This is a genomic window from Corynebacterium sp. EPI-003-04-2554_SCH2473622 (assembly GCF_001665955.1).
Taxonomy (GTDB): Bacteria; Actinomycetota; Actinomycetes; order Mycobacteriales; family Mycobacteriaceae; genus Corynebacterium; species Corynebacterium pseudodiphtheriticum.
In genome coordinates this window covers 59,846-72,905 of sequence record NZ_LZMN01000007.1, presented here as the reverse complement: position 1 = coordinate 72,905, position 13,060 = coordinate 59,846, and the positions used below count along the sequence as shown (strand labels likewise).

The 13,060-nt window shown below is 57.0% G+C and carries 14 protein-coding genes and 1 pseudogene; 4 read left to right on the top strand and 11 right to left on the bottom strand.

What is annotated here, in order from left to right; translation table 11 throughout:
- Positions 1-440, top strand: a pseudogene (locus tag A5774_RS11410) (hypothetical protein); the annotation flags it as partial.
- 17 nt (positions 441-457) lie between these two features.
- Here the strand turns inward: A5774_RS11410 and A5774_RS00655 are convergent.
- The 11 genes from A5774_RS00655 to A5774_RS00605 form a co-directional block, all read right to left on the bottom strand.
- Positions 458-940, bottom strand: coding sequence for a DUF3151 domain-containing protein (locus A5774_RS00655; protein ID WP_064833014.1), 483 nt, complete (start codon positions 938-940; stop codon positions 458-460).
- A gap of 58 nt (positions 941-998) precedes the next feature.
- Positions 999-1,595, bottom strand: coding sequence for a nucleoside triphosphate pyrophosphatase (locus tag A5774_RS00650; RefSeq protein WP_231892289.1), 597 nt, complete (start codon positions 1,593-1,595; stop codon positions 999-1,001).
- Positions 1,596-1,629: 34 nt separating this feature from the next.
- The gene (locus tag A5774_RS00645) at positions 1,630-1,833 is read right to left on the bottom strand and encodes an acyl-CoA carboxylase epsilon subunit (RefSeq protein ID WP_021351839.1); all 204 of its coding nucleotides are present in this window, start codon (positions 1,831-1,833) and stop codon (positions 1,630-1,632) included.
- 45 nt (positions 1,834-1,878) lie between these two features.
- Positions 1,879-3,471 (bottom strand): acyl-CoA carboxylase subunit beta, encoded by a 1,593-nt coding sequence (locus tag A5774_RS00640; RefSeq protein ID WP_064833002.1) that lies wholly within the window; start codon positions 3,469-3,471, stop codon positions 1,879-1,881.
- A 52-nt stretch (positions 3,472-3,523) separates the two neighbouring features.
- Positions 3,524-3,742 (bottom strand): acyl-CoA carboxylase subunit epsilon, encoded by a 219-nt coding sequence (locus tag A5774_RS00635; RefSeq protein WP_023019072.1) that lies wholly within the window; start codon positions 3,740-3,742, stop codon positions 3,524-3,526.
- A gap of 53 nt (positions 3,743-3,795) precedes the next feature.
- Positions 3,796-5,415: an acyl-CoA carboxylase subunit beta gene (locus tag A5774_RS00630; protein WP_064833001.1), complete on the bottom strand. Its 1,620-nt coding sequence runs from the start codon at positions 5,413-5,415 to the stop codon at positions 3,796-3,798.
- Positions 5,416-5,561: 146 nt separating this feature from the next.
- Positions 5,562-5,735 carry a hypothetical protein gene (locus A5774_RS11405; RefSeq protein ID WP_174232465.1) on the bottom strand — a complete coding sequence of 58 codons (174 nt, stop codon included), beginning with the start codon at positions 5,733-5,735 and terminating at the stop codon, positions 5,562-5,564.
- A 5-nt stretch (positions 5,736-5,740) separates the two neighbouring features.
- Positions 5,741-6,613 carry a carbohydrate ABC transporter permease gene (locus tag A5774_RS00620; protein WP_064832999.1) on the bottom strand — a complete coding sequence of 291 codons (873 nt, stop codon included), beginning with the start codon at positions 6,611-6,613 and terminating at the stop codon, positions 5,741-5,743.
- Positions 6,614-7,672, bottom strand: a complete 1,059-nt coding sequence (locus A5774_RS00615) for a carbohydrate ABC transporter permease (RefSeq protein ID WP_064832998.1) — start codon at positions 7,670-7,672, stop codon at positions 6,614-6,616.
- A 1-nt stretch (position 7,673) separates the two neighbouring features.
- Complete coding sequence (locus tag A5774_RS00610; RefSeq protein WP_021351831.1) at positions 7,674-9,008, bottom strand: ABC transporter substrate-binding protein; 1,335 nt, start codon at positions 9,006-9,008, stop codon at positions 7,674-7,676.
- Between the two features lie 161 nt (positions 9,009-9,169).
- Positions 9,170-10,291 carry an ABC transporter ATP-binding protein gene (locus A5774_RS00605; protein ID WP_064832997.1) on the bottom strand — a complete coding sequence of 374 codons (1,122 nt, stop codon included), beginning with the start codon at positions 10,289-10,291 and terminating at the stop codon, positions 9,170-9,172.
- Positions 10,292-10,323: 32 nt separating this feature from the next.
- On the opposite strand from A5774_RS00605, the gene A5774_RS00600 reads away from it, so the two are divergent.
- From A5774_RS00600 to A5774_RS00590, 3 genes are all read left to right on the top strand, one after another.
- The gene (locus A5774_RS00600) at positions 10,324-11,073 is read left to right on the top strand and encodes a biotin--[acetyl-CoA-carboxylase] ligase (RefSeq protein WP_021351829.1); all 750 of its coding nucleotides are present in this window, start codon (positions 10,324-10,326) and stop codon (positions 11,071-11,073) included.
- The gene (locus A5774_RS00595; protein WP_021351828.1) at positions 11,073-11,588 is read left to right on the top strand and encodes a hypothetical protein; all 516 of its coding nucleotides are present in this window, start codon (positions 11,073-11,075) and stop codon (positions 11,586-11,588) included. The genes A5774_RS00600 and A5774_RS00595 overlap by 1 nt, the downstream gene beginning before the upstream one ends.
- Positions 11,589-11,746: 158 nt before the next feature.
- Positions 11,747-12,994: a 5-(carboxyamino)imidazole ribonucleotide synthase gene (locus tag A5774_RS00590; RefSeq protein WP_255364696.1), complete on the top strand. Its 1,248-nt coding sequence runs from the start codon at positions 11,747-11,749 to the stop codon at positions 12,992-12,994.
- Positions 12,995-13,060: the final 66 nt, after the last annotated feature.

Sequence of the window (13,060 nt, the reverse complement as noted above, 5' to 3'; positions counted from 1 at the left end):
CTCCGGTTTCGGTGATTCACAAGAAGCCTGCTGCGGGCGGCAACAACTTCTCGGCGACGCTATTTTCTGGTGCGCACTACACCCATGATGCCCCGGAGGCATGGCCGGATTTGTTGGCCGTGTTTGATCGTTTCCGCCCGGTGCTTGCTGAGCGTTTGGGCGGTGAATTGGGTGGCACGATGCCATTGCTGTGGACCGCTGATTTTATTCTGGCCGACGGCGACGATGGAGCAGAAAGCGTGCGTACCGAAAACACGGGCGCCGAGAGTATTGGCCAAAACAAGCAAGCCCGCGATGCTTACGTGCTCGGTGAAATCAACTGCTCTTGCGTCGGTTTTAGCTCGCAGCTGGAATCTGGCATTCAAGAAAAAATCGCCGCCGAGGTTATCTCCCGTGTGGAGGCCCGGGCAGCGAAGGCAGCGAAGGCAGTGAAAAGCTAAACGCTGCGCGTTGAGGTTCAGCTGCTTTCGCCCAGCAGCTTTTCGACGCTGCCAGGATCTGCATCAGAAAGCATCTGGCGGCAGCGATCGTATTCGTCGTCATCACCGATGACCTTCGAGGCCAGTGCCAGCGCGGCGATCGCTCGCAACACCCCCTGGTTGGGCTCGTGGGAAAACGGAACCGGGCCCCAGCCCTTCCAGCCGTTCGCACGGAGACGGTCCAGGCCACGGTGGTAGCCGGTGCGGGCGCAGGAATAAGCAATTAGCTTAGTTTCGTTCCGGGATAAACCTTCGGAAGTAGATTGCGAAGCCCACAAGGAAGAAATGGACTCGGCTTCGTCGTCGCTGATCATTTTCAGCGTCTCTTCGGCCCGGAAGGCCCACACCAAGGGGCTTTCTGGGAATTTCAGTGCGGTTTCTGCCGCTTGTAGATCCTGCGCCTGTGCCGGATCGGCAGGCAATTTCAATGGCTCTGGGGCTAGCATGTCTTTCATTTCCATGCCCATAGACTACTGGAGATTCCGCAAGAAGATGCCGCAGGTTTGCGGTTAAAGGTGGTTAAGCATTCCAGAAGTCGGAAACGCCAAAGCCAAAGTGGTACAGCGCGCGGCGCACGACTGGCAGCGATAAACCAATTACTGATGACGGGTCGCCGTCGATACGATCAATAAACCAACCACCGAGTGCTTCGAGTGTGAAAGCACCGGCGCATTGCCATGGCTCACCGGTCGCCGCGTAGGCAGCAATATCAGCTTCACTGGCTTGTGCAAAGGCAATGTCAGTTGTGGCGGCCTCAGTGTATGCTTCGTCGCCAAATATCAGGCAATGCCCGGTCAACAGCTGGGCGTTGCGGCCGGCTTGGGCGCGCCACCGCGCAATCGTGGCTTGTTCAGTGTGCGGTTTACCTTGCAATATGCCGTCGAGAAGCAGCATGGAATCACCACCGATGACCACATCATTCGGGTAAATTTGCGCGATGGCTTGTGCTTTGGCGTGCGCCAGTGCAGTCACGATTTCACTGGGGCTGGCGTTGCTAAGTTCAGCCTGGATGGCGTCTTCATCCACATCGGCGGGCTCTATCACGGGCTCGACGCCGGCCGAACGCAAAATCCCAGCGCGGGAAGGCGACTGGGAAGCGAGAACTATACGCGGTATGGGATGTGCAGGCTGTGCGGGTTGTGCGTTGTGTTTAGTCAAAGTGCGCATTCCGGTAGGCGGAAGGGTTATACACTGGGCGGCCAGCAAGGGTGCGTCCCGTGCCCCAGCGGTTATGCGGGGCATAGACCCCGGCGGCTTCCGCACGGGCCCGGGCATCGACTTGTGCGAGAACGGCCGACAAAGCAGTGAGCTCACTGTCGTTTGGGGTGCCGTTGACGATAGAAAAAGATTCCACAGCTTCTCCAGGTTCTTGTAGCACGAATGCTTGTAACGCGAATTTTTATAGTGCGATATTGCCGTGTTTTTTCGGCTGTGTCGTTACCACCTTGCGGCCCAGCATGCGGAGCGCTTCTACTAGTTGGCCACGGGTTTCATTCGGAGGGATGACAGCGTCAACGTAGCCACGTTCGGCGGCAGCGTAGGGGTGGATGAATTTTTCTTCCAGCTCTGCGGCCTTTTCTGCCAGGCTCTCGGCACCGTCTGCTGCGCCTTCGAATTGGGCACCATAAATACCGCGTGCAGTTTCCTCGGCTCCGGCGATGGCGATCTGGGCGGTTGGCCACGCATAGACCAGGTCTGCGCCCAAATCCTTCGAACCCATGAATACGTACGAGGTGCCGAATGCTTTGCGCAAAATCACTGTGACCTTCGGGACTGTCGCTTCGGCATAGGCATAAGCCAATTTGGCTCCGCGGCGCAGCAGCCCGGCGCGCTCTTCGTCGGCGCTATGTACGAAGTCTGCGGAGTCCACAAACTCAATGATTGGGGTGTTGAAGGCATCGCAGGTGCGGATAAAGCGGGCGGCTTTTTCGGCTGCTTGGGAGGTGAGAGCACCGGATTGGTGTGCGGACTGGTTCGCGATAATTCCCACGGCGCGGCCTTCGACGTGCGCGAAAGCGGTGACGATATTCGGTGCGTATTCTTCTTGCAGCTCGAAAATGCCGTCATCGGTGACGATATTAAGTACCTCGCGCACATCATAGGCGGCGAAGGTGTCATCTGGAATGAGATCGTCCAATTGGTAATCGGTGTCTGTGACGTTGTCTTGTACGGAGCCGACCTGGATTTCTGCTTCGGTCCGCAGCGCTTCTGCCATGTTGTTTACTGGCAGGTAGTCGACGACGGTGCGTGCTAGTTCTAATGCTTGCGCGTCGGATTCAGCGCGCAGGTGGCAGGTGCCGGACTCGGTGGCATGTACCTGTGCGCTTCCCAACGCTTGTGTATCCAGGCGAGTTCCGGTGGCATGAGCGATGGCTGCTTCGCTCGCGTGGTGCAGGCTGGCGTCGCCATCCACCATGATCGTGACATCTGAAAAAGCTGGGCCAAATGCATGCAGCCCAGTGGTTTGCCCAGTGACCACCGAAATTTGTGGGATTACGCCCGATGCTGCGGTCATGTGCGACAAGATCTTGGAGTACATCGCCAGGGTGACAATCCCTTCGGCAAAGCGCGGGCCGGTGCCTTCGTGAATAGCGATGATTGGCTGGCCGGTTTTGGTGGCCAGCTGGTAAATCTTGCAGATCTTTTCGCCATAGACTTCGCCGAGCTGCCCAGAGAAAACCGTGTTGTCTTGGGAATAGACGCATACTCGACGCCCGCCGATGGTGCCGTACCCCGTGACTACGCCATCGGTGAGTGGCTTGTTGTGCTCTAAGTCGAAATCGCTGACCCGGTGTCGAGCAAGTGCGTCGGTTTCGACGAAAGAATCGGCGTCCAATAGGCGCTCGGCACGCTCACGTGCGGTGAGTTGCCCGGCCTCGTGGCGCTTGTCGACGGCCTCAGCCCCAACGGGCCGCGCTGCGTTTTCTAGCCGCTGGGCAAGGTCGGCGAGCTTGCCTGCGGTGGTAGTCATATCCGGTTGGGAAGCAGTCATAATCTTCTAGTTTAGAGAACAGGAACCAAACCAGGAAATGATACTGGAATATTTAGTAGAAACGTACATGCGGGAATTGTAGTGGCTGGTACTCGCGTCCAATGTCGGCCACAAGGCGTCGGGTCTGTGGGGTGCGGGCTGCCGTGGTGCGGGTGGGGCGTGCTGCCAGCGAGGATACGATTGCAGATAGCGCTGCTAGCTGGTCGTCAGAAGGGTTTCCTTTGGTGATGGAAAACAGCGGGGAGCCTGTGGGGGTTACTGCGGGGAACATGGATTTGATTATCCTTTCGGAAAGCTAATTGAAAATTACGGTGGATGGCGAAATTACAGTGGTATGTTGCCGTGTTTGCGTGCCGGGCGGGCGACAGATTTATCCGCGTATAAACGCAGATTGCGTGCGATCATGCCGCGTGTTTCGCTCGGCAGGATCACTGCATCAATCAAGCCGCGTTCGGCAGCCTTGTAAGGATTGAGCATGAAATCTTCGTACTCACGCTCAAATGATGCGGCCAGGGCAGCGGTATCCAGGCCTTCGTCGGCAGCTTTTTTCAATTCTTTGCGGTGGATGAAGCCCACGGCTCCGGCTGCGCCCATGACTGCGATCTGCGCGGTTGGCCAGGCCAAGTTCACGTCGGCGCCCAGGCCTTTCGAGCCCATTACGCAGTAGGCGCCGCCGTAGGCCTTGCGCATGGTGACGGTGATCTTGGGAACGCTGGCCTCACCATAGGCATAAAGCAGCTTCGCGCCGCGGCGTAGAATGCCACCGTATTCCTGTGAGGCACCGGGCAAGAAGCCAGGGACGTCGACAAGCAACACGATGGGGATATTAAAGGCATCGCAAGTGCGGATGAACCGCGCAGCCTTTTCGGAAGAATCAATATCTAAACAACCTGCATAGACCTGGGGCTGGTTGGCGACGAAACCGACCGTTTGGCCTTCGATGCGACCAAAAGCAATGACCACGTTTTCGGCACGCTTTTCTTGGATTTCTAGGTACTCTCCGTCGTCGCTGAGCGCTTCGATAACATCGCGGACCTCATACGGCTGGGTAGGGGAATCTGGGATGATGGAATCCAGCGCGTTATCGGCATCAGAAAGGTGCTCTTCGATAGCGCCAGTTTCCGGAATATGGTGCTCGCGCGGCGGGCTCACCCGGTTGGATGTCGGCAGGTAGCTAACCAGGTCATGTACCCAGTCCAGGGCTTCCTCATCAGTTTCGGCAGTGAAATGTGAATTGCCGGCCAGGCCCATGTGTGCGGAGGCGCCACCGAGTTCTTCTTGCGTGATTTCCTCGCCGGTAACGGTTTTGATGACGTCCGGTCCGGTGACAAACATCTTGGATTTTTTATCCACCATGACCACGAAATCTGTCAGGGCTGGGGAATAGGCGTTGCCGCCGGCGCAGGCACCCATGATGACCGAAATCTGTGGCACGACGCCGGAGGCTTGGATGTTTTGATAAAAAGTCTGCGCAATCCAGTCCAGCGAGACCACACCATCTTGGATGCGGGCGCCAGCGCCTTCGTAGAGACCGATGAGTGGGCGGCCAGTGGTGATAGCTAGTTCTTGAATTTTCACCATCTTTTCGCCGTAGACCTCACCTAGTGCGCCGCCAAAGACTGTGCCGTCCTGCGAGAAGATGCAGACTTCGCGGCCGTCGATGGTGCCCCAGCCGGTGACGATGCCGTCGGTGACTGGGCGGCGTACCCCCATGCCGAAGTCTTGTGTTCGGTGGCGGGCGAGTTGGTCGGTTTCGACGAAAGATCCTTCGTCGAGTAGGTAATCCAGCCGGTCACGTGCGGTCAGCCGCTCTTGCGAGCGCACCTTCTCATGCGCGGCTGGGCCCATCGGCGCGTGGGCTTCTTCCCGACGGCGTTTGAGGTCAGCGATCTTTTCCGCGGTGGTTTCCGCAGCCAAGTTCTCTAAAGGTGAGGAAATAGTCATGTTTAGACTATAGGCTGGTTTTGTAAGAGAAAGCACGTTTTTCTGTAGGTGAGTTTAGTCACAAAACAAAACTGTAGCGCTCGTGGTTTCGTAGTGGGGATGACGAGCTACGCCAGAATCGTGGCTGGAGATGTGTGGCTGGCGGGCTATGGTCGAGCGCGCCAGACCAAGAAACTCAGTACAAGCATGCCCGCAAACAAAAGTGCCGGCACAACCCTCGGTTCGTCCTGGAATATGTTCCAGACCGCCTGGATGCCGGACAGCACGGTGAAAAAACCGACAAAACCGGCAATGGCTTGCCACGCGAGGTCTTCCCGCATCAGGTTTAGGCTTTCACTCCGCCGGCAGTCAGTCCAGAGACGATGCGGTGCTGGAAGACTAACACCATGATGATCAGTGGGATCGTCACCAGTGCACCAGCGGCCATGGTGGCAGCGTACGGGTATTCGAACGCAGAAGGTCCGGAGAAACGCGCGATAGCCACGGTCACCGGTTCGGTATCGCGGTTGGAGAGCTGACGCGCCAGCATAAATTCATTCCAGGTGGTGATAAAAGCGATAATGGCTGTGGTAAACAGTGCCGGGGCAGCCAGCGGCAGCAGCACCAGGCGGAAAGCTTGCCCGCGCGATGCACCGTCGACACGCGCGGCTTCTTCCAACTCCCACGGCAGTTGTCGGAAGAAAGACACCAGCGTGTAGACGGTTAAAGGGAGAGCGAAAGAAATATTCGGGATAATCATCGCCCGGTACGTCCCGATCCACTCCAGATCGCCGAACAGTTGGAACAACGGGGTAACTAAAGCGATCGCGGGAAACATGGAAGCTGCCAGAATCAGGCCGGTGATAAAACCTTTGCCCGGAAACTCCAGACGCGCAATCGCATAAGCAGTAAACACACCGACAGCGACGGCCAAGCCAGTCGTCGCCAAGGAAATCAACAACGAATTGAAGATCGCGCCTAGGAAGTCGTTGCCCTTGTCGGTGGCCAAGGCGTCGGTAAAGTTATCCAGAGTGACGTGCGTGGGCCACGGTGTGGTGTCGAAGGTGTGCTTGGAATCACGTAGTGCGGTAACCACCATCCAATAAAACGGTGCCAGGCCCCAGAAGATGATGAACGTTAAGCCCAGGTAGTGCCATAGTTGCGAAGAACCGCGGCGGGCACGTGCGCGTGGAACTGTCTGAGGTCGTGCAGTGCTCATTTAGGACACCTCCTGCGGTGTTGCGGTGCGTTCCGGTTTTGCTTGCCCTTGTTTTGCTTGCCGACGGGCAGCCTTCGCGCGTGCGCGCCGACCACGGTCAGAGCTGGTTCGACCACGCGGGTTGCCGGAAACATTAGCGCCGAAAAATCGGATCATGAAAAACGCCACCGCGAAGATGAGCAGGAAGATCAGCGTGGAAAGGGCAGAGGCGGAATTGAAGTTACCCTGGCGCATATCTTCCACGACCAGTTGGGAAATCACCGCCGTTGGAGAATTCGAGGAACCAGAGATCATGATCACTGGCAGATCGTACATACGCAGCGCGTCTAGGGTGCGGAACAATATCGCGACCATTAGTGCGGGTTTCGCCAGCGGCAATGTGATTCGAACAAAGCGTTGCATACGGCTTGCGCCGTCGACCTTGGCGGCATCGTAGACCTCATCGGGAATCATTTGCAGACCAGCGAGGATCAACAAAGCCATAAACGGCGAAGTTTTCCACACATCGGCGATGATTACCGCGAATCGTGCAGCCCACGGGTCCGTCGTCCAATGAATATTGGCGTCCAGTAGCGAATTGACTATGCCGTGGTCTGCGAACATAAACTGCCACAACTTCGCGGTCACAGCCGTCGGAATTGCCCATGGGATCAGCACGGCAGCGCGCACTAGCCCGCGGCCGCGGTATTTCCCATTCATGATCAGCGCCATCGCCATGCCCAGAATGATTTCCAGGCTGACCGTAACGACGGTGAAAAAGAGAGTAATCCCCACCGCTGGCCAAAAATCCGTGGCCAAAGAACCCGGTGGGCAGGTGATCGCCGTGCCGTCAGAACCCATGCATCGGCTATTGACCCAGTACAGGTAATTCTCTAGACCGGCGAAACCGCCTTCGGTAAAAAGTCCGGTTTCCGGGTCGAGTCGGCGGTTACCTTGAAACGACAAGAAGATCGCGCGCACCACCGGATAACCAATCACGATGGCGAGCACGATCAAAGCTGGGGCAACAAGCCAACCAGCCTGCCGAAGTTGCGAACTCCAGGTAGTACGTGCAGGCATTTTAGTTGGAAGCGGCCTCGATAGCCTTCTTCATGTCAGCAACAGCCTGGTCCACCGGCTTGTCGCCCTGCAACGCAGCATAAGCGTTGTCCTGGATAGCCTTCGAAATGGCTTCGTAGAACGGCGAAACCGGGCGTGGTGCCGCGTTCTCCAGTGATTCCTTCAGGGCTGGCAGGTATGGGAACTTCTCTACTAGCGACTCATCTTCGTAGATCGATGCCAATACTGGTGGGAAGGAGTTTTCTGCGAATGAGGTCTGATTTTCCTCACTGATGATGAACTTCATGAAGTCCAAAGCAGTCTTCTTGTGCTCAGAGTTGACGTTGATGCCGTTGTTGTAGCCACCCAGAGTGGACACACCGACGCCATCTTTGCCGACGAGCGGGGATACCTCAAAGTTGCCGGCGGTGGCGCTTGCTTCTTCAGCATTGGTGTACATATAAGGCCAGTTGATGGCATAGGCGGTCTCGCCACCGGTGAACGCCAGGTTGGTTTCTTCTTCGGTGGCTGAGAGGGAAGACGAGGAAATCTTGCCGTCTTCAAACGCAGAAACCAGAGCCTGCAGGCCTTCCTTCGCCTCTTCGCTATCCACGGTGACGTTGTCACCATCTAGGACAGAGCCACCCCAGCCTTCAATAAATCCGATGGTGTTGACCGTCAAACCTTCGTACTGCTTCAGTTGCAGGGTCAGGCACTCGACGGAATCGTCGAGATCCGCACAGGATTGTGTCAGATCAGCAAAGTTTTCTGGCTCGGAATCCACCAGCTTGGTGTTGCGGAACAGCAGTTGGCCGTTGGTGTTTTGCGGCAGTGCGTACAACGTATCGCGGTACGTGGCGGATTCCACGGTGGCATCCAACAAATCTGAGGTATCAACCTCATAGTCGCCCTCGAGTGGTTCCAGCCATTGGTTGGCAGCAAAATCTGCCGTCCAGACCACGTCCAGTGCCATAACGTCGTAATCCGAGTTGCCAGCCTGCAGCGACTGCACCAGGGTCTCGCGCTGGTCGTCGGCTTCACCGGCGAGTTCTTCTAGCGTGACCTGTTCATCGGGGTGCTCTTCGTTCCACTTCTCGATGATGGGGGTGAGCTTGTCGGTATCGTTTCGGCCCATCGCGAAGGTGATCGGTCCGCGACCTTCTTCACCCGAAGCCGATTTCTCTGCCTTGCTGTCTGTGGAGTCTGTCGTGGAGTCAGATTCTGCGGTATTTTCCACGGAACAAGCAGTAAGCATCAGCGACGATGCGAAAACCGTGGCAGCGACCTTTCCCGTGCGGCCGGTAGCGAGCGCGCGGAGCGATGGCAGCGTGGTGGTCTTGAGTGGCTGGGAAGTCATGGAAGAAGCACCTTTCTTATGGTTCTTGTGTGACGTGCCGTACGGGTGGCTCGCAAGTGGCTGTGTACACACAGGTGTGGTCTAACCTTAAGGCGAATCCACACGGGTACGAGAAGATTTCTGGCAAATCACCCCCGTGTGGGGTGTGTTGCGGTAGGAAACTATTGGGGCTGTTGGAGTGCCTGCCCGGTTTTGGCATCGAAGCGGTGAGCTTTCGCCGGGTCAAAAGACAACGTGACCTTTTCGCCGCGTCTCGGGCGCGTATCGGCGGTCCATCGTGCGACAAAACGTTCGGGGGTGCCGCCCAGGGAAGCCTCAGGCCCGTCAGCTGGGGAGACATAAATATAGGATTCAGCGCCGAGCTCTTCGACAATCTCGATGGTGCCGGCGATGGTGTCATGTGCACCGGGAATCGTGCTCGCGCCTGCAACTTCTTTGCTTGCGTGAATGTGCATATCTTCCGGACGCACGCCGAAACGAATGCCTCCGCGCTCCCCGACGCTGCCGGTCGCGCCGGGGCTGTCGGCAGCGCTGCTGCCGGTGTCGGCTGAGAAAATATTCATCGCTGGTGAACCTATAAACCCGGCGACAAATTCGTTGGCCGGGTGCTCATAGAGCTCACGGGGCGGGGCAACCTGTTGTAACAAACCGTCTTTCAACACCGCCACGCGATCACCCATGGTCATGGCTTCTACCTGATCGTGGGTGACATATACCGTTGTAGTACCTAGGCGTCGTTGCAAAGCAGCCAACTCAGAACGTGTCTGCACCCGCAGCTTTGCATCCAGGTTAGATAGCGGTTCGTCCATCAAAAAAGCTTTCGGTTCCCGCACGATCGCCCGGCCCATGGCTACGCGCTGGCGCTGGCCACCGGAGAGTTCCTTCGGCTTACGCTTGAGGTATTCCGTCAGCCCTAAGATCTCCGCGGCGGCGGCAACCTTTTCGGCGATTTCACGTTTCGGCACTTTCGCCAGTTTTAACGCAAAGCCCATGTTTTGTTCGACGGTTAGGTGTGGGTACAAGGCGTAGTTCTGAAACACCATTGCTATATCGCGCTGCCCAGGTTCGGTGCCAGTGACGTCTTCTTCTCCAATGAGAATGCGTCCGGAGCTGATGTCTTCCAGCCCGGCCAGTGCGCGCAACGTGGTGGATTTGCCGCAGCCTGATGGACCTACTAACACCAAGAATTCGCCGTCGGCAATCTCTAGATCCAACCCGGCGACCGATGGGGATGCTGCGCCGGGGTACTGGATAGTGACCGAATCAAACGTGACTTTTGCCATGCAAGCAATGTAGCACCAGTAGAATATTGACCATGAGTTTTGATGCCCACCAGCTTGCCGACGCACTCGAGTTCGCCACTGTTTCCTATGCGGAATCCACCGAATCGACGAATACCGATTTGCTTGCCGACGCCGACGCTGGGCCGTGGACTGTGCGTATCACCACTAATCAAACCGCTGGCAAAGGTCGTTTAGGGCGTGTGTGGGAAGCCCCAGCCGGGGCAAATCTGGCGATGTCGGTGCTGCTCACGCCTACCTCTCTGGACCGCATTGGCACTATCCCACTGGCTGCCGGGCTAGCAGTAGCAGATGCGATCGGTGGTACCCGGCTGAAATGGCCCAATGATGTGCTGCTAGGTGAAAAGAAACTGTGCGGCATTTTGGCAGAAGCTGGTGCCAGTGCGACGGCACCAACGGCAGCCCGCGTGGTAGTCGGCTGGGGCATCAACGTGGCCTTAAGCGAGGAGCAATTGCCTGTTCCGCATGCAACCAGTTTGCAGATTGCCGGAAAAACGACAGACCATACGCAGATCGCAGCCGATGTCTTGCGTAACTTCCACCAGCGCATGCAGCAATGGCAGGATAACGACCCGCAGTTGCTGGACGATTACCGTGCGGCATGCGCCTCAATTGGAGCGCGGGTGCGCCTGGAAACCCATTCGGAAGCCATCGAAGGCACTGTCGATACCGTCACCGATGATGGCCGCATCAGCATCGACGGCAACGCGTTTTCTGCCGGTGATGTCTCCCATTTGCGCCGTAAAGATGGGAACTATAGCTAATGGCGGGCATGCGGAAAGGCGGTAGCCGTGGCCTGTCCATAAAGCCAGACGAACAAGTGCTGGTAGATATGACCGCGCCAAACAGCAACCTGGTTTTCCCGTTTTTGGAAGTCGTGCTGCTTACCGGCCTGGCGTGGATGGGGATTGGCTGGTTGGACAATCCCCATAACCTCGCACAGTTGAATACCGAGCTGCTCGATCCGGCGCTGCTACACAACAGCGTGGTGGCGGTGTGGATGCTACTGGTGGTATGGCGTTTTGTGCTGCCACTGCTGCGCAACCGCAAACAACGCTTCATCGTCACTAACCAGCGGATCGTTGCACGCCCCGCGAAGCTGACCGCGAAAGTAGATTCTATTCCTTTGCATCAGGTATTGGATGTGGCGCGGCGTCGCAAAGGGATTTCTTTGGCAGTGCGCGGGTTTTCGTATCCGCTGTATTTCGGTGGGGTACCGAAATCGAAAAAGGTGGTTGGTGAAATCAAAAACGCCTTGCACCCGAGTCCATATTTTTAGGCCGAGTTTGTACGCGGGTTTGTACGCGGATTTTCCGCTGTCTTTTCCGCATAATGCGAGCACGATTACAATGTGCAGTTGTGACTAACCCATCCCAGAATCACTCCTCCAATAACGTGCAAGAGAATCCGGGCGAGGCCGCCCGTGCCGCCCGGGGCGTGCCGACGCCTGCTGCTGATCTTCCTGTTGTCGCCGTCGTCGGTGATGGGCAATTGGCGCGCATGATGGCTCCGGCAGCTAGCGAATTAGGCCAATCCTTACGCGTGCTGGCAGGCAAACCTGATTCTTCGGCTGCACAGGTCACCAGCGATGTGTTTGTGGGGGATTACCGCAACCTGGATGACTTGCGCTCGGTTGCCCATGGTGTTGATGTCATTACCTTCGACCACGAGCATGTTCCACTTGCGCATCTGCGCACGCTGCAGGCAGAGGGTGTGAATATCCAACCAGGCCCCGAGGCTTTGGAAAATGCGCAGGACAAACTGGTAATGCGGCGTAACCTGGAAAAGCTTGGCGTGCCGGTGCCAGCCTTTGCGCCGATCACGGATGCCAAAACCGCCCGTGCGTTCTGGGATGAGCACGACGGCAAGGTCTGCCTGAAGGCCTGCCGTGGTGGCTACGATGGCAAAGGCGTGTGGTTCCCAGAATCGGTAGAGCACCTGGAAGCTCTTGTCGACGAATTGCTGGACGAAGCCGTGGAATTATTGGCAGAAACCAAGGTGGATTTCGTCGGCGAGCTCTCTGCCATGGTCGCGCGTGCGCCATCCGGGCAGGTGCAGACCTGGCCGGTCGTGGAATCGGTGCAATCTGGGGGAGTATGCGCCGAGGCCATCGCACCCGCTCCTGGAATCTCCGAAACACTGCGTCGGCAAGCTGAGCAGCTGGCGGTGACAGTCGCAGAAAAACTGGATGTCACCGGCGTATTAGCTGTCGAGTTGTTCTACTACCGGGATGCAACCGGTGCAGAGCAGTTGAGCGTCAATGAGTTAGCGATGCGCCCGCACAATACCGGCCACTGGAGCCAGGATGGGTGCGTGACTTCCCAGTTTGAACAACACCTGCGTGCGGTGATGGACTATCCGCTTGGTGCTACGGAACCTACGGCGGCGGTGACTGTCATGGCTAATGTGCTGGGTGGGGAATCTGATCCCGAGATGCCGATGCGCGAACGTGTGCGTGCAGTCTGGCAGCGTTTTCCGCAGGCCAAGGTACATTTATATGGCAAGGATTATCGTCCAGGTCGCAAGATGGGGCATGTGAACATCAGTGGTGCTGTTACTAACCCTGGCGATGCCGCAGATGCTAACCCAGGCGAAGCAGCAGACGTTGCGGAAGTTCGTCGACAAGCCAAGCTGGCTGCTAATTTCGTGGTTAATGCCAGGTGGGACGACGGCTATACCGGCTAGTCTGAACATCAGCTAGACAGCACGAACACAGATACGGCGGAAAAGACGCCACTGTGAGCACAAGAA

Bases quoted from the DNA above. Each gene is read 5' to 3' on its own strand.
- A5774_RS00655 (WP_064833014.1), bottom strand. From the start codon at position 940: ATGGAAATGAAAGACATGCTAGCCCCAGAGCCATTGAAATTGCCTGCC.
- A5774_RS00640 (WP_064833002.1), bottom strand. From the start codon at position 3,471: ATGACTGCTTCCCAACCGGATATGACTACCACCGCAGGCAAGCTCGCC.
- A5774_RS00635 (WP_023019072.1), bottom strand. From the start codon at position 3,742: ATGTTCCCCGCAGTAACCCCCACAGGCTCCCCGCTGTTTTCCATCACC.
- A5774_RS00630 (WP_064833001.1), bottom strand. From the start codon at position 5,415: ATGACTATTTCCTCACCTTTAGAGAACTTGGCTGCGGAAACCACCGCG.
- A5774_RS11405 (WP_174232465.1), bottom strand. From the start codon at position 5,735: ATGCGGGAAGACCTCGCGTGGCAAGCCATTGCCGGTTTTGTCGGTTTT.
- A5774_RS00620 (WP_064832999.1), bottom strand. From the start codon at position 6,613: ATGAGCACTGCACGACCTCAGACAGTTCCACGCGCACGTGCCCGCCGC.
- A5774_RS00615 (WP_064832998.1), bottom strand. From the start codon at position 7,672: ATGCCTGCACGTACTACCTGGAGTTCGCAACTTCGGCAGGCTGGTTGG.
- A5774_RS00610 (WP_021351831.1), bottom strand. From the start codon at position 9,008: ATGACTTCCCAGCCACTCAAGACCACCACGCTGCCATCGCTCCGCGCG.
- A5774_RS00605 (WP_064832997.1), bottom strand. From the start codon at position 10,291: ATGGCAAAAGTCACGTTTGATTCGGTCACTATCCAGTACCCCGGCGCA.
- A5774_RS00600 (WP_021351829.1), top strand. From the start codon at position 10,324: ATGAGTTTTGATGCCCACCAGCTTGCCGACGCACTCGAGTTCGCCACT.
- A5774_RS00595 (WP_021351828.1), top strand. From the start codon at position 11,073: ATGGCGGGCATGCGGAAAGGCGGTAGCCGTGGCCTGTCCATAAAGCCA.